This window comes from Micromonospora sp. SL4-19 (genome assembly GCF_047921475.1).
Lineage (GTDB): Bacteria > Actinomycetota > Actinomycetes > Mycobacteriales > Micromonosporaceae > Micromonospora.
In genome coordinates this window covers 49115-67947 of record NZ_JBLROB010000004.1, presented here as the reverse complement: position 1 = coordinate 67947, position 18833 = coordinate 49115, and the positions used below count along the sequence as shown (strand labels likewise).

Annotated in this window: 15 protein-coding genes and 1 pseudogene; 7 read left to right on the top strand and 9 right to left on the bottom strand. The window is 71.1% G+C overall.

Annotated elements, in window-relative coordinates; translation table 11 throughout:
• Positions 1–160: 160 nt before the first annotated feature.
• Positions 161–565 (bottom strand): cobalamin B12-binding domain-containing protein, encoded by a 405-nt coding sequence (locus ACNAVT_RS08060; RefSeq protein WP_416294294.1) that lies wholly within the window; start codon positions 563–565, stop codon positions 161–163.
• A 388-nt stretch (positions 566–953) separates the two neighbouring features.
• Here ACNAVT_RS08060 and ACNAVT_RS08055 point away from each other — a divergent pair, with 388 nt between their 5' ends.
• Together ACNAVT_RS08055 and ACNAVT_RS08050 are read left to right on the top strand one after the other, a co-directional pair.
• Positions 954–1667: a M23 family metallopeptidase gene (locus tag ACNAVT_RS08055; RefSeq protein WP_416294293.1), complete on the top strand. Its 714-nt coding sequence runs from the start codon at positions 954–956 to the stop codon at positions 1665–1667.
• Positions 1668–1918: 251 nt separating this feature from the next.
• Positions 1919–2731, top strand: a complete 813-nt coding sequence (locus tag ACNAVT_RS08050; RefSeq protein ID WP_416294292.1) for a M23 family metallopeptidase — start codon at positions 1919–1921, stop codon at positions 2729–2731.
• A 56-nt stretch (positions 2732–2787) separates the two neighbouring features.
• On the opposite strand, the gene pcrA is transcribed toward ACNAVT_RS08050, so the two are convergent.
• Positions 2788–5229 (bottom strand): DNA helicase PcrA, encoded by a 2442-nt coding sequence (gene pcrA, locus ACNAVT_RS08045; protein ID WP_416294290.1) that lies wholly within the window; start codon positions 5227–5229, stop codon positions 2788–2790.
• A gap of 299 nt (positions 5230–5528) precedes the next feature.
• Here pcrA and ACNAVT_RS08040 point away from each other — a divergent pair, with 299 nt between their 5' ends.
• Complete coding sequence (locus ACNAVT_RS08040; RefSeq protein ID WP_416294288.1) at positions 5529–5882, top strand: chorismate mutase; 354 nt, start codon at positions 5529–5531, stop codon at positions 5880–5882.
• A 133-nt stretch (positions 5883–6015) separates the two neighbouring features.
• Here ACNAVT_RS08040 and ACNAVT_RS08035 read toward each other — a convergent pair whose 3' ends face one another.
• The 5 genes from ACNAVT_RS08035 to ACNAVT_RS08015 all read right to left on the bottom strand — a co-directional run bounded on the left by ACNAVT_RS08035 (position 6016) and on the right by ACNAVT_RS08015 (position 11759).
• Entirely contained in the window at positions 6016–7029 is a 1014-nt protein-coding gene (locus tag ACNAVT_RS08035) for an ABC transporter ATP-binding protein (RefSeq protein WP_416294286.1), read from the bottom strand.
• Positions 7022–8044, bottom strand: coding sequence for an ABC transporter ATP-binding protein (locus tag ACNAVT_RS08030; RefSeq protein WP_416294693.1), 1023 nt, complete (start codon positions 8042–8044; stop codon positions 7022–7024). The genes ACNAVT_RS08035 and ACNAVT_RS08030 overlap by 8 nt, the downstream gene beginning before the upstream one ends.
• 25 nt (positions 8045–8069) lie before the next feature.
• Entirely contained in the window at positions 8070–9047 is a 978-nt protein-coding gene (locus tag ACNAVT_RS08025) for an ABC transporter permease (protein ID WP_416294284.1), read from the bottom strand.
• Positions 9040–9966 (bottom strand): ABC transporter permease, encoded by a 927-nt coding sequence (locus tag ACNAVT_RS08020; RefSeq protein WP_416294282.1) that lies wholly within the window; start codon positions 9964–9966, stop codon positions 9040–9042. Before ACNAVT_RS08020 ends, ACNAVT_RS08025 begins: the two co-directional genes overlap by 8 nt.
• Before the next feature lie 146 nt (positions 9967–10112).
• Positions 10113–11759, bottom strand: coding sequence for a peptide ABC transporter substrate-binding protein (locus ACNAVT_RS08015; protein ID WP_416294280.1), 1647 nt, complete (start codon positions 11757–11759; stop codon positions 10113–10115).
• 431 nt (positions 11760–12190) lie between these two features.
• On the opposite strand from ACNAVT_RS08015, the gene ACNAVT_RS08010 reads away from it, so the two are divergent.
• Positions 12191–12925: a PIG-L deacetylase family protein gene (locus tag ACNAVT_RS08010; RefSeq protein ID WP_416294278.1), complete on the top strand. Its 735-nt coding sequence runs from the start codon at positions 12191–12193 to the stop codon at positions 12923–12925.
• 78 nt (positions 12926–13003) lie between these two features.
• On the opposite strand, the gene ACNAVT_RS08005 is transcribed toward ACNAVT_RS08010, so the two are convergent.
• Complete coding sequence (locus ACNAVT_RS08005; RefSeq protein ID WP_416294276.1) at positions 13004–13684, bottom strand: response regulator; 681 nt, start codon at positions 13682–13684, stop codon at positions 13004–13006.
• Positions 13685–13686: 2 nt separating this feature from the next.
• The gene (locus ACNAVT_RS08000; RefSeq protein WP_416294691.1) at positions 13687–14937 is read right to left on the bottom strand and encodes a PspC domain-containing protein; all 1251 of its coding nucleotides are present in this window, start codon (positions 14935–14937) and stop codon (positions 13687–13689) included.
• Between the two features lie 201 nt (positions 14938–15138).
• Here ACNAVT_RS08000 and ACNAVT_RS07995 point away from each other — a divergent pair, with 201 nt between their 5' ends.
• The 3 genes and pseudogenes from ACNAVT_RS07995 (at position 15139) to ACNAVT_RS07985 (ending at position 18803) form a co-directional block, all read left to right on the top strand.
• A complete protein-coding gene (locus tag ACNAVT_RS07995) occupies positions 15139–16920 on the top strand; it encodes a PspC domain-containing protein (RefSeq protein ID WP_416294275.1) in 1782 nt (593 codons plus the stop codon).
• Positions 16917–17180, top strand: a pseudogene (locus ACNAVT_RS07990) (hypothetical protein); the annotation flags it as partial. The gene ACNAVT_RS07995 and the pseudogene ACNAVT_RS07990, both read left to right, overlap by 4 nt.
• 375 nt (positions 17181–17555) lie before the next feature.
• Positions 17556–18803, top strand: coding sequence for a phosphatidylserine decarboxylase (locus ACNAVT_RS07985; protein WP_416294273.1), 1248 nt, complete (start codon positions 17556–17558; stop codon positions 18801–18803).
• Positions 18804–18833 lie beyond the last annotated feature (30 nt).

Here is an 18833-nt window from a genome sequence, read left to right as displayed (position 1 = left end):
ATCGTGCATAGAGGGGCCGGACGTGTGAGGGGTGCGTCCGGCCCCTCCCCCTGTCCTGATTCTTTCCACTCCTTGTACGCGAAGTGGCGGTGTCCCGAGGTCGGGATACCGCCACTCGCGCGAAATGGAGTCAAATAGGAAGCGTGCCCGGCGACGCCGGTCAGCCGACCGGCTGGGCGACGTTCTGCCGGACCCACTCCACGATCGACTGGGTGGTGGCACCCGGCGTGAAGATCTTCGCGACGCCGAGCCGCTCCAGCTCGGGAATGTCGGCGTCCGGGATGATGCCGCCGCCGAAGACCACGATGTCGGCCGCGTCGCGCTCGGCAAGCAGTTCCAGCACCCGCTTGAACAGGGTCATGTGCGCGCCGGAGAGCACGGAGAGGCCGACGGCGTCGGCGTCCTCCTGGATCGCGGTCTCCACGATCTGCTCCGGAGTCTGGTGCAGGCCCGTGTAGATGACCTCCATGCCGGCGTCCCGGAGGGCACGCGCGACGACCTTCGCGCCCCGGTCGTGGCCGTCCAGGCCGGGCTTCGCGACGACGACCCGGATACGAGAGCTCATCAGGGCACACCTTTCACCGGCTACGGCACTGTCACCTGAACGAACGGTAACCCGGCCGGGCCGGGGCCGGAAATCCGGGCCGGGACTTCTTAGCGCCCACCCCCGCCCGCCGGAAGCCGCACGCCTCCGCCGAACGGTCACTGTGCGCTACGAACGGACGGTTGCGGGGCCATCCGACCGGCGGCACGAGCCATGACAAGAGCGGATGGAAAGGGACAGAACGAATCGCCAATTCGGCGGTTCGGCTTGTGACAGGAGTGGCGGTTGGCTAACGTGTCCACGGTTGTCATCAGGTCCACGGACGGGTGACGACGCGCTCGCCGGATGTTTGACAGAGCTTCACCGAGCAACTGGCGGTCGCATCGGAACCCGACAACGGAGGGTGTGCGTGCGCCAGCGCCTGTCGTCTGAGCCCGATAGATATCGCGGTCGCCGCCGCGTACCCACCCCTCCCCGGAGCCGCTACGCCGCGGTCGTCACGACCGCTTTCGTGGGAGCCGGCCTCGTCGCCCTCGGCGCGAACGCCCTCCCCGACGCCAAGAGTGTCGACCCGTCGGTCCTCGACCAGCTCAAGCAGGCGTCGATCACCAGCCAGGACGCGGCGGCTCGCGCCGACACGGTGGAGCCCGCCTCGCGGGACAGCCGCGCGGGCGGCAAGACCGCCACCGAGGAGGACGTCTGGCTCCTCCCCCTGCACGGATACGACTTCAACACGCCCTACGGCATGCGTTGGGGCAAGCTGCACACCGGCATCGACCTGGCCGCCGCGGAGGGCACGCCCTACCACGCGATCCACGACGGCAAGGTCACCAAGGCCGGCTGGTTCGGCGGCTACGGCTACGCCGTGATCGTCCAGCACCCCGACGGTAGCGAGGCCATCTACGGCCAATCCTCCGCGGTCAGCGTCAAGGAGGGCCAGCAGGTCAAGGCGGGCGAACAGCTCGGCCTGGTCGGCAACACCGGCCACGCCTACGGCTCCCACCTGCACCTGGAGATCCATGTCAACGGGCAGCCGCTGGACCCGGTGCCGTGGCTCCAGAAGCACGACGTGGACATCAAGCTGGAAACCGAGGCAATCTACAGCGACGTAGCCGCGTCCTGACGCTTCGTATCGCCCATTGACCGCCCGGATCAGTCGATCCGGGCGGTTTTCGCTGTGGACAAAGTCTGCTGGATCACACCGGCGAGTGTGAGCGACGACACAGCAACCCATGATCGTCTTCCCCATAAAACTGCTCCAGCCGGGCGAAACCGGACAGCGGTCACCACCGAACCCGCCGGCCACCCGGGAGCCGGCACCCGTCGCGGGCTGGGCCGACACCAGTATTTCGAGGTCACGTGCCCCCTCGACTGATGAAGGTCCCCGTGCAGGAAGACAGCTCCATCCAGAACGAGAACACCCCGAACGCCCCCGCCCGGCACCGGCGGCGCAGGCCGACGGGTCGGCGCACCACATACTTCGTCATCGGCGCGGTCGCCCTGGTCGGCCTCGGCCTCGGCGGCGTCTCGGTCGCCACCGCCGACCGCGGCACCCCGACCCCGACCGCCGTCGACCTCGATGCGCGGGCCCGCGCCGAGGCCGCCGCCCGCGCCGACCGCTCCGCGCGCGAGACGACCACCCCGGTCAGCCCCTCCGCCGCCGCGGTCAGTCCCTCCGCCGCCCCGGTCAGCCCGTCGCCGAGCCCGACCACTGCGAGCCCGAAGCCGACGAAGGCCGCCACCGCCAAGCCCAAGCCCAAGCCGACGAAGACCACCAAGCCGAAGCCCGCCTGGGTCATCCCGATGGCCGGCGCCGAGATCACCTCCTGCTACGGGCAGCGGTGGGGCACCCTGCACGCCGGCATCGACTTCGCGATGCCCGATGGCACCCCGATCCACGCCGCCGCGGCGGGCACGGTGGTCAAGGCCGGGAACGCCGGCGACGGCTACGGCAACTCGGTCTTCATCGACCACCACAACGGCTACCTGACCCACTACGCGCACCAGAGCCGCCTGATCGTCAGCGTCGGCGACAAGGTGAGCGCGGGCCAGATCATCGGCTACGAGGGTGCCACCGGGGACGCCACCGGTCCGCACCTGCACTTCGAGGTGCACAAGGGCGCGATGTGGAACCAGATCGACCCGGCGCCGTTCCTGCGCGCCCGGGGCATCAACGTGGCCTGCTGACGGCCACGGCACGAGGAGAGGCCCGGTCCGGCACCAGCCGGGCCGGGCCTCGCCGTTCAGAGCTTGTCGATCGGGGCGTGCCGGAGCACCAGCCACATGGTCTGGTCGCCGAAGTCGATCTGGGCCCGGGCTCCCGGGCCGTGCCCCTCGACGGCCAGCACCCGGCCGAGGCCGTAGCGCTGGTGGTTGACCCGGTCCCCCACCGCCACCTTCGGCGCCTGCTTCAGCTCGCTGGCGGTGGACAGCCGGCTGGCGTCCACCCCGAGCCGCTTCGCCAGCTGGGTCGCCTTGGGCGTACCCCCGGTGAAGCCGCCACGCCCGCCGGGCGCACGATCCGCGCGACCGCCCACGCCGCCGCCACCGCCGGCCCACGAGGTGTACGACCCCTCGGTGCGCTCCCAGCGGACCAGCTCCGGCGGCAGCTCCTCCAGAAACCGCGACGGCGGGTTGTAGGCCGGCTGCCCCCAGGCCGACCGGGTGACCGCCCGGGACAGGTAGAGGCGCTGCCGGGCCCGGGTGATGCCCACGTAGGCCAGTCGCCGCTCCTCCTCCAGCTCGCGGGTGTCGCCCAGCGAGCGCAGGTGCGGGAAGACGCCGTCCTCCAGGCCGGTCAGGAAGACCACCGGGAACTCCAGGCCCTTCGCCGTGTGCAGCGTCATCAGGGTGACCACGCCCTGATGCTCGGGGTCGTCGGCGGGGACCTGGTCGGCATCGGCCACCAGCGCCACCTGCTCCAGGAAACCGGCCAGGGTGGCCCGCTCCCCCTCCTCCCCCAGCGCCTCGATCCGCTCGGTGTATTCGCGGGCGACGCTGACCAGCTCCTGGAGGTTGTCCACCCGGCCGGCGTCCTGCGGGTCCAGGCTCTCCTCCAGCTCGGTCAGGTAACCCGAGCGGGTCAGCACCGCCTCCAGGACCTCCTCGGGGGTGCCGGTCGCGGCCAGCTCGCGCGCGGAGTCGAGGAGCGCGACGAAGTCGGCGATGCCGTTGGCGGCCCGGGTGGAGATCCCGGGCGCGTCCTTGGCCCGGCGCAGCGCCGCACCGAAGGAGATCCGATCCCGGCTGGCGAGCGCCTCCACGCACGCCTCGGCCCGGTCACCGATGCCCCGGCGCGGGGTGTTGAGGATCCGACGCAGGCTGACCGTGTCGTCGTCGTTGACCACCGCACGCAGGTAGGCCAGCGCGTCGCGGACCTCCTTGCGCTCGTAGAAGCGCACCCCGCCGACCACCTTGTACGGCAGGCCGACCCGGATGAACACCTCCTCGAAGACCCGGGACTGTGCGTTGGTGCGGTAGAAGACCGCCACGTCGCCCGGGCGGGTGTCACCCTCGTCGACCAGCCGGTCGATCTCGCGGGCGGCCCAGTCCGCCTCGGCGTGTTCGGTGTCGGCCACGTACCCGACGAGCTGTTCGCCGGCACCCGCGTCGCTCCAGAGCCGCTTGGGCTTGCGGGAGGTGTTCCGGTCGATCACCGCGTTGGCGGCGTTGAGGATGGTCTGGGTGGAGCGGTAGTTCTGCTCCAGCAGGATCGTCCGGGCATCGGTGAAGTCGCGCTCGAACTCCAGGATGTTGCGGATCGTCGCGCCCCGGAACGCGTAGATCGACTGGTCGGCGTCACCGACCACGCACAGCTCCGCCGGCTCGATCCCCTCGGTGCCGGAGACCAGCTCCTTGATCAGCACGTACTGGGCGTGGTTGGTGTCCTGGTATTCGTCGACGAGGACGTGCCGGAACCGACGCCGGTAGCTCTCCGCGACGTGCGGGTGCGACTGGAGCAGGTGCACCGTTGTCATGATCAGATCGTCGAAGTCCAGCGCGTGCGCCTCGCGCAGCCGCCGCTGGTAGAGCGTGTACGCCTCGGCCAGGGCCCGCTCGTTCGGCCCCTTGGCCCGGGCCGCGAACTGCTCCGGGTCGACCAGTTCGTTCTTCAGGTTGGAGACCTGGGCCGCCAGCCCGCGCGCCGGGTAGCGCTTCGGGTCGAGGTCCAGCTCCCGGGCGACCAGCTGCATCAGCCGGCGGGAGTCGTCCGCGTCGTAGATCGAAAAGGTGGACTTGAGGCCGGCGTGCTCGTGCTCGGCGCGCAGGATGCGGACGCAGGCCGAGTGGAAGGTCGACACCCACATCAGCCGGGCGCGCGGGCCGACCAGCGCGGTCACCCGGTCCTTCATCTCGCCGGCGGCCTTGTTGGTGAACGTGATCGCGATGATCTCGCCGGGGTGCACGTCCCGCGCGGCGAGCAGATACGCGATCCGGTTGGTCAGCACCCGGGTCTTGCCGGAGCCGGCACCGGCCACGATCAGCAGGGGGGAACCGGCGTGGGTGACCGCGTCGCGCTGCGGGCCGTTCAGCCCGTCGAGGAGGGCCTGGGGGTCCCGCCGGGCCGACGGCGCCAGGCCGCGGCGCGGCGAGCTGGAGTCGTCGCCGGCGCCGGGCCGGTGCGGCGGGGTCGGCCGGGACTCCGGCGCGGGCGGGGACGCGGGGATGTCGAAGAGAGGATGCATCGCAGGGCGAGTCTATGCCGCCGGCCGGACACTTCCCGTCCGCGTCGCCGCGTCGAGTCGAAGCCGTCACCGAGGTGCCGCATCCCACCTGTTGGCGGTTTCCTTGCGCGGCCCACCCGCGGGTCGGCATACTCGACGACGTGTTCGATCAGCGCTCCTACTTTTACTACGGCACCGGGAGTCCGGCAGCCGTAGGTCGCGCCTGATCACAGACCTGCGAAACGCCCCGGGCTCCTGGAGCCCGGGGCGTTTTCGTTCCGGGATCCGGGCACCCGGCCCGAGACCGGAGAGGTACGACGATGATGACTGACGTGGCGGAGTCCAGCGGCGGCCCGGCGGGGCACAACCGGCCGAACGGCACCAACGCGGCCGGGGCCGCGGCGTCCCGGACCGGCACCGACGACTCGGCGGCCGCCGAGCGGATCGTGGCGATCCGGGAGCGGATCGACGAGATCGACCGCACCATCATCGCGCTCTGGCAGGAGCGGGCCGCGCTGTCCCAGGAGGTCGGGGCCACCCGGATGGCCTCCGGTGGCACCCGGCTCGTGCTCTCCCGGGAGCGGGAGATCCTGGAGCGGTTCCGTCAGGCACTCGGCGCGGACGGCACCCAGCTCGCGCTGCTGCTGCTGCGCGCCGGCCGCGGACCCCTGTGAGGGGTGCGGCGGGCGCCGGGCGAACGCCCAGGTCGGCGTACCGGACGGCGGGGACGTACCGACGCGACCGGGGCCCGGATACGACGAACCGCCTGCCGGTGTCGTGCTGACACCAGCAGGCGGTTCGGACGGATCACGCCTCGTGGGTCGCGACGATCTCCCGCTGCTCCGCGAAGTGGCAGGCGCTCGGGTGGTCCGAACCCCGCCGGATCTGGAGCACCGGCACCTCCCGGGCGCACACTTCCTGCGCCTTCCAGCACCGGGTACGGAACCGGCAGCCCGAGGGCGGGCTCACCGGGGAGGGGACGTCACCGGTGAGCCGGATGATCGCCTTGTTCGACCGCACCGTCGGGTCCGGCACCGGCACCGCCGACAGCAGCGCCTGGGTGTACGGGTGCGTCGGCCGCTCGTAGATCTCGTCCTCGGTGCCGACCTCCACCATCTTGCCCAGGTACATCACGGCGACCCGGTCGGAGAGGTGACGCACGACCGACAGGTCGTGGGCGATGAAGACGTACGACAGGCCGAACTCGGCCTGGAGCTTCTCCAGCAGGTTCATCACCTGCGCCTGGATCGACACGTCCAGGGCCGACACCGGCTCGTCGCAGACGATGACCTCGGGCCGCAGGGCGAGCGCCCGGGCGATGCCGATGCGCTGCCGCTGGCCGCCGGAGAACTGGTGCGGGTACCGGTTGATGTGCTCCGGGTTCAGGCCGACCAGGTCGAGCAGTTCCTTGACCTTGCTTCGGCGGGACCGCTTCGGGGCCACCTCGGGGTGGATCTCGAACGGCTCGCCGACCAGGTCACCGACCGTCATCCGCGGGTTGAGCGAGGTGTAAGGGTCCTGCATCACCAGCTGGATCTGCCGGCGCAGGCGCCGCAGCGCCCCCCCGGAGAGCTTGGAGATGTCCTGGCCCTTGTAGAGCACCTGGCCGGCGGTCGGCCGCTCCAGGTTCATCAGGACCCGGGCCAGCGTCGACTTGCCGCAGCCGGACTCGCCCACGACGCCGAGGGTCTCGCCTGCCTTCAGGTCGAAGGAGACGCCGTCGACCGCCTTGACGTGACCGATGGTCTTCTTGAACACGATGCCCCGGGTGACCGGGTAGTGCTTGACCAGGTCGCGGACCTCGATGATGTTCTCAGTCACGGTTCACGAGCTCCTTGGCGAAGTGGCAGGCGCTGGCCCGGCCGCTGCCGAGCTGCAGCAGCGCCGGCATCCTCTCCCGGCACACCGGCTGCACCATCGGGCAGCGCGGGTTGAACGCGCAGCCCTGCGGGATGTTCATCAGGTTCGGCGGGAGGCCCTTGATGGTACGGAGCTCCTGCCCCTTCTCGTCCATCCGCGGAATCGAGTTGAGCAGGCCGAGGGTGTACGGGTGTGCCGGCTTGGCGTACAGGTCGTACACGTCGGCTTCCTCGACGATCCGGCCGGCGTACATGACCGCGATCCGGTCCGCGACGTCGGCGACGACGCCGAGGTCGTGGGTGATCAGGATCATGCCCATCTGCCGCTCCCGCTGGAGTTCGCCGAGCAGGTCCATGATCTGGGCCTGCACGGTCACGTCCAGCGCCGTGGTCGGCTCGTCGGCGATCAGCACCTCAGGGTCCAGCGCCAGCGACATCGCGATCATGGCGCGCTGCCGCATACCGCCCGAGAACTGGTGCGGGTAGTTGCTGTACCGGCCCTTGGCGTTCGGGATCTTCACCTGGTCGAGCATCTCGATCGCGCGCTTCTTGGCGTCCGAGCGGCTCATGCCACGCCGGACGCGGAACTGCTCGGCGATCTGGAAGCCGACGGTGAAAACCGGGTTGAGGGCGGAGAGCGAGTCCTGGAAGATCATCGCAATGCCCTCGCCACGGATCCGCCGCCGCTGCTCGGCAGACATCTTGAGCATGTCCCTGCCGTGGAAGCGGACCTGGCCGCCGGTGACGAAGCCGGGCGGGGTGTCGAGGATGCCCATGATGGTCTGCGCGGTGACGCTCTTGCCGGAGCCGGACTCGCCGAGCACGGCGAGGGTCTCGCCCGCGTCGACGTGGTACGTCACCCCGTTGATGACCTTGGCGACGCCGTCCCGGGTGCGGAACTCCACCCGCAGGTCGTCGACCTCGAGCAGTCGGCCCGAGGGGCGACCGCCGGCGCCCGGCGCGGACTGCTCGGACACGAGAATGTCGGACAACTCAGTTCCCCTATCGGAGCTTCGGGTCGAGGGCCTCGCGAACCGTCTCGCCGAGCATGACGAAGCTCAGCACGGCGGTGACGAGGAACGCGGAGGGGAAGAACAGCAGGAACGGCGAGACCCTGATGTAGTTCTGCGCCTCGCTGATCATGATGCCCCAGGACACCACCGGGGTCTTCAGACCGATGCCCAGGAAGGACAGCGTGGCCTCGGCGCCGATGAACGAGCCCACCATGATCGTGCCGTAGACCAGCAGCGGCGCGAGGCAGTTGGGCAGCAGGTGCTTGAGGATGATCCGGCCGGTGCCGGCACCCAGCGCCCGCGCCGCCACGATGTAGTCGGCCTCCTTGGTGGCCAGCACCGAGGAGCGCATCAGCCGCATCACGACCGGCCAGCTCAGTACGGTCAGGGACATGATCACCAGGCCCATGATCGTCCACTCGCTGTTGTCGGTGCCCGAGCCGTTGAAGGTGGTCAGGATGACGATCGAGCCGAGCACGAAGGGCAGGCCGAAGAAGATGTCCGCGCCTCGAGAGAGCAACGCGTCCACCCAGCCGCCGCGGTAGCCGGCGATCATGCCCATCGCGCCGCCGATCAGCAGCGTGCCCATGGTGGACAGCAGGGCCACCACGATCGAGGCGCGGGCACCGTAGATGGTGCGGGCGAAGACATCCCGGCCCTGCACGTCGTAGCCGAACCAGGCGGACGACGACGGCTCGACCCGGCTGCGGGACAGGGCGCCGTTGACCGGGTCGCCGGAGGTGAACAGCGACGGGAAGGCGGCCATCACCACGAACAGCACGATGAACACCGCGGAGATCCAGAACAGCGGCTTGCGGCGCAGGTCGATCCAGGCGTCGCCGAGCAGGCCGCGCGGCTTCTCGTGCTTCTGCGGGAGGCCGGCGGTGGCGGGCGTGCCGGAGCCGGCTCCGGCCGGCGCGGTCACGGACGGCGTCGAGACGATCGACGCGGTACTCGGGTCACTCATAGCGGATCCTCGGGTCCAGGGCGGCGTAGAGCAGGTCCACCAGCAGGTTCATCAGGAGATATACGAGCACCAGGACCACCACGATGGAGACAACGGTAGCGCTCTCCTTCGTGACGATGGACCGGAGGACCTGGCGGCCGATCCCGTTGATGCCGAAGATGCCCTCGGTGACGATCGCACCACCCATCAGGGCGCCGAGGTCGGTGCCGAGCAGGGTGACGACCGGAATCAGCGAGTTGCGCAACAGGTGAACGCCCACCACCCGGCGCATGGGCAGGCCCTTGGCGATGGCGGTACGGACGTAGTCCGCGCGGCGGTTCTCCGCGATGCTGGTGCGCGCCACCCGGGCGATGTACGCCATCGAGGCGCTACCCAGCACGAAGCCGGGCAGGAGCAGCTCGCTGAGCCGCATCTCGTTGGACACGGTCGGGTTCACGATGTGCCACTTGACGCCGAGGAGCCACTGGAGCACGAAGCCGATGACGAAGACCGGCAGCGCGATCAGGAAGAGGGTGGAGACCAGGACCAGGTTGTCCAGGAAGCCGTTGCGCCGGAGACCGGTCAGGACGCCCGCGCCGAGGCCGATGACGGCCTCGATGGCGAGCGCGACCACCGCCAGCTTCAGGGTGTTGGGGTACGACGTCATGATGATGTCGCTGATCGGCCGGCCACCGAACGTGACGCCGAAATCACCCTGGAAAAGATTCTTCATGTAGCTGGCGTACTGCACCCAGATCGACTGGTCGAGATGGTATTTCTCGGTCATCAGCGCCCGGAAGTTGTCGGGGCAACCGCGGTCGCCGCACTTGCCGGCGAAGGGGTCGCCCGGCACCGACCAGACGAGCCAGTAGATCAGGAACGTCGTGCCGATGAACACCGGGACGAGTTGCAGCAGCCGTCTCAAGAGATAACGGCCCATGGGGTGGTCCTCCAGACAGGGGGCGCGTCGGACGGCCGACACGGTGGTGACAACGTTGCAAGGGGTCTGTTGTACACCCCCTCGCGGAACGGCCCCGGGTCGGGCTCACCGGTAGGCGAGCCCGACCCGGGGTCAGACCGTTCGGATCAGAGCTCGACCGAGGTGATGTCGAGCTCGCCGACGTTGGTCAGCTCCAGCTTCTTGATCTTCGGCGAGTGGCCGGACTGCTGGCCACCGAAGTAGATCGGCATCGACGGAACGTCCTGGTCGATGAGCTTGACGGCCTCAGCGAACTTCGCGTGCGACGCCTCGAGGCTGGGGGCCCCGAGGGCCTCCTTGGCGAGAGAGTCAACCGTCTTGTTGCTGTACAGACCGTCGTTCGAGGAGCCACCGGTCACGTAGAGCGGCATGATCCAGTTCTCGACGTCCGGGTAGTCCTGCTGCCAGCCGGCGCGGTAGGCGCCGTCCATCTTGTGGGCGTTGATCTGGGCCCGGAAGACCGCGAAGGTCGGCATGCCGACGGCCTGCGCGTCGAGGCCCAGGTTGGTCTTGATCTGCTGGGCGACGGCCTCCATCCACTCCTTGTGGCTGGCGTCGGCGTTGTAGTACAGCTTCAGCTTGCCCGTGAAGCCGCTGGACTCGGCGAGCAGCTTCTTGGCCAGGTCCACGTCGAACGTGCAGGCGGTGCAGTTGCCCGGCTCGGCGCCCGGGGTCAGCGGGTTGGCCCAGCTGTCGGCCGGCTTGCGGTTACCGAAGAAGATCTTGTCGGTGATCTCCTGCCGGTTGATGGAGTGCGAGATCGCGGCGCGCAGCTTCGGGTCCTGGAAGCGCTTGTCGTAGATCGGGAAGGCGATGATGCCCGTCGACGGGGTGGTGGAAGCGATGGCCCGGTCGCCCAGGTCGGTCTTCCACTTGTCACCGGCCAGCGAGGAGACCGGAACCTGCTGCTGGAAGTCGATGTTGCCGGAGACCAGGTCGCTGTAGGCGGCCGTGTCGTCCTGGTAGATCTTGACGGTGACGTCCTTGATCTTCATCTTGTCGCGCAGGGTGTAGTCGTCGAAGCGGGTGAGCTTGATCTCGACGTCGTCCTGCCACGAGACGAACTTGACCGGGCCGTTACCGATCGGCTTCTTCTTGCCGAACTCTTCCGGCGTCTCGGTGAAGAAGACGTCCGGCAGCGGCACGAAGGCGCTGTAGCCGAGCTTGGTCGGGAACACGGCGGTCGGCGCGTTGAGCGTGACCTCGAAGTTCCAGTCGTCGACGACCTTGAGGCCGGACATCTCCTTGGCCTTCGGCTCCGGGGCCTTCTGCGGGCCGTCCGGGCCGTCCGGGTCCTCGGTGTAGACGTCGTCGAAGCCCTGAATGTCGGAGAAGAAGCTGGCGTTCTGCGCGCCGTTCGGGCCGTACGCCGCCCAGTTCCAGGCCTTGACGAAGCTCTCGGCCTTGACGGTGGTGCCGTCGTGGAACTTGGTGTTCTGCTTGATCTTGATCTTGAAGACCTTGGAGTCGGTCGTCTCGATCGACTCGGCCAGAGCGTTCTGCGGCGCCCCACCGTTGTTGGGGTACTCGACCAGACCGGTCCACATGTAGTCGATGATCGCGCCGCCACCGGTCTCGGTGGTGTCCGCCGGAACCAGCGGGCGCTCCGGCTGGGTGCCCTCGATGATGATCGCACCGTCATTGGTGGCGCCGGGGTCGCCGCCGTCGTTGTTGCCGCTGGAGCAGCCGGACGCGACGAGCGCGAACGCCGCGCCCACCGCGAGCGCGCCGCTCGCCCGCTTCGAGACTCTCATTCCGAGGGGCCTCCTCTTTCTAACCTGGTTCCGTCGTGAGTTTCACGCACGTCTTGGGGGGTGACGCCACCGCCGGCCCGAACCACAGGCCGCCGGTTTACCGCAGGGGAAATCGGGACACCCCCAGGGGTACCGATCCGCCGGGCACCGCACCGCGGCGAAGACACCGGGCAGGGCCGACAACCACATGAAGTCACCAGATGGCGACGGCGTGTGGTCGGCGAGCCCGACGAGGTGCCTCACACCAGGGGTGAGGTGCTTGCCACTGTGACACCCACCAGCCCATTCCGTGAAGGTGCCGTTATCAAGCCGTTAGTTGGCCGCCGCGTTGCCGATACCTGAGAAAAGATCATAAAAGATCGCAGTCGTACCGCTCTGAACAGGTAAGACACGGTCACGCCAGGCTCGGCACCCCGCGTAGGCTCGGCGCTGTGAGCTTCCCCGCCTCCGCTCCGGTGCTCCCCGACGTCCGTCGAACCCTGGCGGTATTTGCCCATCCGGACGATGTCGACTTCGGATGTGCGGGCACCATCGCCGGCTGGGTGAACGAGGGTATCGAGGTGGCGTATCTGATAGTCACCCGGGGGGAATCCGGCGGGTTCGACGACACCCCGCGCGAGGAGATGGCGGCCCGGCGCGAGGCGGAGCAGCGGGCGGCGGCCGCCGCGGTCGGCGTACGCCGGGTCGACTTCCTCGACGGCCACCCCGACGGCCTCCTCACCGCCAGCCCGGAGCTGCGCCGCCAGGTCACGACGGCGATCCGCCGGTTCCGGCCGGACCGGGTGGTCACCAGCTCCCCGCTGCGCCGCTGGGAGCACCTCACCGGGCCGAGCCACCCCGACCACCTGGCCGTCGGCGAGGCCACCACCTGCGCGGTCTACCCCGACTCGCGCAACCGCTTCGCCTTCCCGGAACTGCTCGCCGAGGGGCTGGAACCCTGGGTGGTGCGGGAGATCTGGTACGCGGGCGGTCCCTCGCCGGACCACGTCGTCGACGTGACCGACCAGGTCGACCAGAAGATCGCCGCGATTCGGGCGCACCACTCGCAGACCGCCGACCTGGACGTGGCGGCCTGGGTCCGCGACCGGCTCACCGCTATCGCCGCCGGCGGCGGGCTACCCACCGGCCGGCTCGCCGAAGCGTTCACCGTGCTCCGCACCGAGTGACCAGGAACGGTCACGCGGACCAGGTGTACGCACGGCCGGGTGGACGGCGAGGGACTCGCCGCCCACCGGACGCAACGGTCAGACCAGCCGGCGGTCGGCCGCCCAGCGGGACAGCTCGTACCGGTTGGACATCTGGAGCTTGCGCAGCACGTTGGACACGTGCGTCTCGACCGTCTTGATCGAGATGAACAGCTCCTTGGCGATCTCCTTGTACGCGTACCCCCGGGCCAGCAGCCGGAGCACCTCCCGCTCGCGGTTGGTGAGCTGGTCCAGCTCGGGGTCGGCGACCGGCGCGTCCGGCCGGGCCGCGAACGCGTCCAGCACGAACCCGGCCAGCCGGGGGCTGAACACCGCGTCCCCGTCGGCCACCCGGCGGATCGCATCGGTCAGCTCGTCCGGCGAGATGGTCTTGGTGACGTAGCCTCGGGCGCCGGCTCGGATCAGCCCTATCACGTCCTCGGCCGCGTCCGAGACGCTCAACGCCAGGAACCGCACCTGCGGGTGGGTACGCCGCATCGCCTCCAGCACCGCCCGGCCACCGCCGTCCGGCATGTGCACGTCGAGCAGCACCACGTCGGGCTGGGTCGCCGCGATCCGGCTGACCGCCTCCGCCACCGTGCTGGCCTCGCCCACCACCTCGACGTGCCCGCCGAGCTCGGCGCGTACGCCCGCCCGGAACATGGCGTGGTCGTCGACGAGGAACACCCGCAGCCGCCCGTCCCGGGTCGCCGCTGTCTCGACCGGTCCCTGCTCGACCATGGTCACCTGTCCCTTTCCGCCGTTGAGCCGGAGCCGCTGATCGGCAGGATCAGCCGGACTTCGGTCCCTTCCCCCGGCCCGGACCGGATCTCCGCCCGGCCGCCGTGCCGCTTCATCCGCCCGATGATCGAGCCCCGGACACCGTGCCGGTGATCCTCCACCGTATCCGGGTCGAACCCCTTGCCCCGGTCCCGTACGAAGACGCTGACCTGGTCCGGCTCCACCTCGGCGTAGAGCGACACCGTCCGAACCTCGGCGTGTCGGGCGGCGTTGACCAGGGCCTCCCGGGCCGCGGCGACCAGGGCGCCGACCCGCTCGTCGGTCTCCCGATCGCCCACTACCACCGCCTCGACGGTGATGGCGAAGGTGTCCTCCACCTCGGCGGCGGCCTGCTCCAGCGCGGCGGCGAAGCGCTCGGTCGGCGAGGCGGTCGGCTTGTAGAGCCAGTTCCGCAGCGACCGCTCCTGGCCACGCGCCAGCCGCTGCACGGTCTTGATGTCGCTGGCGTTGCGCTGGATCAGGGCGAGGGTGTGCAGCACCTGGTCGTGCACCATCGCGGCCAGCTCGGCCCGTTCCTGCTCCCGGATGCGCCCCTCGCGCTCCGAGCGCAGCTGGTTCCAGGTACGCCAGAGCACCGGTCCCGTCACCACGCCCACGCCGGCCAGTCCGACCAGCGCGAAGATCACGCCGTTGAGCACGGCGTCGAAGTTCTGCGCCGGCGAGTAGACCGCCGCCACGCCGATGATGCCGACGGCGACGAGCACCCCGCCGCCGACGAAGCGGAGCACGAACGCGCGCCGGTCGCTCTCCTCCACCACCGCGCCCAGCCAGGGCACCGCCATCGAGCCGCTCCACTGCTGGCGGCGCTCCGGCGCGGACTGGTGCCAGATCACGCCGGCCCCGACCGCGATGATGGCGACCAGCCAGCCGGCGGTGCCGGCGGCCCCGGCCGAATGGAAGGCCATCATCTGGACCAGCAGCACGCCCAGCCCGATCGCCACGAAGGGCAGGAGCTGGGCGAGGTCGCGGCGGGGCGGCCGGACGGCGGTGTCGACCGGGCGCGGCGGGACGACCGCCCAGAACGCGGCATACAGCAGCAGCCCGAGACCGTTCAGCCCGAGCAGCACCATGAAGGCGATCCGGACACGGAGCACCGAGATGCCGAGGTGCTCGGCGAGGCCGGCGGCCACCCCGGCGGCCAACCGGTGCTCGGTGGCCCGGTAGAGCCGGTGCGGGTGCGGGTGCGGTGTCACGGTGCTGCTGATCGGAGGCTCCCGGGGGCGTGGGACGGTGGTGGCGGTGCCGGCCGCGGCCGGCGCCGTCCCGATCGTCACACGGCCGGGCCGTGCCCGGCCACAGGGACGCCCCCGACAACCGGGGCCCCGAGATCTCAGGGTGGGTTCAGGGTCGGGTCCTGAGGACGCTCGGGCGGCCGGGGCAGCAGGATCGATGGCATGACCGAGGACGCTGCCCGTCCGCCCCTGCCCGGGGCGGCGCCACCGGACGGGCCACCGCCACCCCCGCCGACCGGCCCCGCCGCACCCCTGCCGGGGGGCGCGCACAACGCCGGTTCCGGGCCGTTCGACCCGCCACCCTCCGGGTACGCCCCGCCGCCCGGCGCCGCCGGCTTCACCTCCCGGTACGGCCTGGTCCGCCCACGGGAGGGCCGCTACCTGGCCGGCGTCTGCGCCGCCATCGGCCGGGCCACCAACACCGACCCGGTGCTGTGGCGGGTGCTCCTCGCCGTGCTGGGCTTCTTCGGGGGCATCGGCATCCTGGTCTATCTCACCGCCTGGCTGATCATTCCCGGCGAGGGCGACACCGCCTCCCCGGTGGAGTCGATGCTCGGCCGGGGCCGGTCGAGCATGTCCCCGGTCACCGTGATCGTGCTCAGCATCGTGGTCGCGGTCGGCTTCGGCTACGTCGTCACCAACGGGTTCCGGGCGATCCTGCTCGGCGCGGTGATCCTCATCGGCGGCGCGCTGCTGCTCAACCGCGACCAGCGCGGCCCGGCGGAACGGCAGTCCGCCGCCGCGGCTGGCCCGCCCCCGGGTCCGGTGCCGCCGGCGGCCTGGCCGGCGCCCGGTCAGCCCACCGCCACGCCGTTCCCTGCCGGTGGCCCGGCCTGGCCCGGCGGGTCGGCCGGGGCGGCCTGGCCGGCGCCCGGGCCGGCCGGGCGGGCGTCCTGGTCCGAGGCGGGACCTGCCGGCGCCGGACCGGCCTCGGGCGGCCCGGCGGGTACGGCTGCCTCAGCACCGGCCGGACCGGAGACCACCGCCCAGCTGCCCACCGCCCCCGCGGACGCGGAGACCACCACGCAGGTGCCGGCCGGCCCGGAGGACACCACGTTCCAGCCGGCCTGGCCCGGATCTCCCGCGGCCCCCGTCCCGGGTGCCCGGACCGCCGAGTGGCAAGGGAACGAGTCGACCTGGCCGGGTACGCCGACGACCGGGGGCGCTCGGCTCGGGGAGCCGGTTTCCGTACCGCCCCCGTCGCCGGTGGGCGCGCCGCTGCCGCCGGGCGGCTACCGGCCGCCGTTCGCGCCGCACGGCCCGTACGCCGGGCCGTACCCGCCGACGCCACCGGCCCCCGCGCCGACGCCGGTGCCGGTGCCGAAGCGGCCGAAGGAACGCTCCGCGCTCGGCGCGGTCACCTTCTCACTGATCTTCCTGGCGCTGGGCGTGGTGGCCATGCTCGACCTGATGGACGTCTTTTCGGTCGGGGCGGCGGGGTACTTCGCCGCGGTGCTGGCCACCATCGGGATCGGGCTGCTGGTGGGCACCTGGTTCGGCCGGGCCCGCTGGCTGATCGCGCTCGGCCTGGTCACTGCGGCGGCGCTCGGCATCGCCACCGTCGCCGAGTCCTACGACCGGGTACGCGGGATCGACGGCAACGTCACCTGGGCCCCGCCCAGCTACCAGGACCTGGCGGTCCGTTACCACAGCACCTTCGGCGACGCGTTGCTCGACCTCCGCGCGGTCGACTTCGACAAGAAGGACACCGAAATCACGGTGGATGTCAACTTCGGCAAGGTGAAGGTGGTCGTACCGCCGAATGTCGACGTCACCACGGTGGCCGACGTGAACGCCGGTGACGCCACCGTCTTCGGCAAGCGGTACGGGGGGCTGAACGGCCCCCAGCGGGAGGGCACCGACCTCGGAGCAGACGGCCCCGGCGGCGGCACCCTGCGACTGCTCATCCACGTGAACGCCGGAGACCTGGAGGTGACCCGGTGAAGGCCCATCGCACAGATGTCGTGTCGTTCGCCTTCGGGCTGGTCTTTCTGGCCCTCTCCGTCTGGTGGCTGCTCGCTCGGATCCTCGGGCTCACCCTGCCCCCGGTGGGCTGGTTCCTGGCCGGCGCGCTCATCCTGATCGGGCTGCTGGGTCTGGTCGGGGCACTGCGATCGGGCCGGCACCCGGACCGGGAGCCGGTCCACCCGGAGCCGGAGGCCACCGTCGCGGCGCCCTACGTGGACGCCGCCCCCACCAGCGGTGCGTCCACCGCCCCGGCGACCGACGAGTGGGCCACCGACGCGGCGGGCCGGGACGGCGAAACCGAACCGGCGACCCGCGAACTGCCCGCCGTCGACGGTCCGGAGTGGCTGGCCGGGCGGAACGCGGCCGGCGGTCCGGGTGCCGACGGGGACGAGACCGGCCGAGAGGGGCGGTCGGCGGGCTGACCTCGACGGTGCGGGACACCGGCGGCGGCGCATATGCTGGCTGGCGGAGTACCGCCTCCGCCGGCCGGTCCCGCCCCGGCCGCGGCCGGCGCTCCCGGTCGCCGGGCCCCCGTCCGCGGCCCCGGCCGGCCAGGTCGCCGTGGCGGTCCCGCCGCGTCCCGCCTCTACCTCGTCAGGAGCCCGTCCGACATGACCGAGTCCCCCGCCGAGCGCACCCCCGGCCCGTCCGGTCCGGTCCGCATCGGCGAGCGCGCCGCCCGTACCCTCGTCACCGAGTTCGCCCGGCGTAACGACCCGAAGGCCGGCCTGCTGGTCGGCGCGACTCCGGGCTCCGCGGTGCTGGCCGCCGCGATCGACGCGCTGCTCCCCGGTGACCGGCTCACCGTCGTCCCGGCCGAGGGCTGCTCCGCGGCCGCACTGCGCGAGCACGTGACGGCCCAGGGCGGCTGGGTCGCCGACCGGGTACGGGTGGTCGACACCCTCGCCGAAGCGGACGCCGCCGAGGTGGTCATCGCTGCCGAGCCGCTCACCGGCACCGCCGACGAGGCCCGGGTGGCCGTCGACGGGCTGTCGAAGTACCTCACCGAGGGCGCCGTGCTGAGCGTCGCCGCGCCGATCTTCCGCACCGAGGGCGCCGGCGCCGAGCTGGACCGGCAGGGCGTGCTGCACGGTGTCCGCACCGACCTGGTGCTGCGCAACTCCCCGCCGGTACGGGTGCACCACCTCCGCTTCACCCCGGCGGCCGTCGCGCTGGCCGCCAAGCTGTCGCCGGCGTACCGGCCGTCGAGCGTGCCGCTGACCCGGAGCATGCACATCGACTCCAACGGGGTGGCGGCGGCCGGCATCAGCCTCGGCCTGGCCGCGCTGGCCCGGGTGACCCGGCCGAAGTCGAAGCTCTGGCTGCTGCCCGCGCTGGCCGCCGCACCGGTGGCCGCGTTCTTCCGCGACCCCGAACGAGACGTCCCGGAGGACCCGGCTGCCGTGGTCGCCGCGGCGGACGGTCAGGTCCTCTCGGTGCAGCGGCTGCACGACGAGCGCTTCGGCGAGGGCGAATGGCTGCGGATCGCGGTCTTCCTCTCCGTGCTGGACGTGCACGTCAACCGCGCTCCCGTGCCCGGCAAGGTGGTCGACTACTTCGTCGCGGACGGCGGGTTCGTCAACGCGATGAAGCCGGATGCCGAGCACAACGTGGCGGCGTACACGGTGCTCGACACCGATCACGGCACGGTGGTGGTCGCGCAGCGTACGGGCCTGATCGCCCGGCGGATCGTGCAGCGGGCGCCGATCGGCGCGCTGCTGGCCAAGGGTGAGCGCTTCGGTCTGATCCGGTTCGGCTCGCGGACCGACGTCTACCTGCCGGCGGAAGCGGCCGAACCGCTGGTCGGCCCGGGCGACAAGGTGGTCGGCGGCTCGACGGTGATCGCCCGCTGGGTCTGATCCCGGGGACGCGAAAGGGGCGCCGCTCGT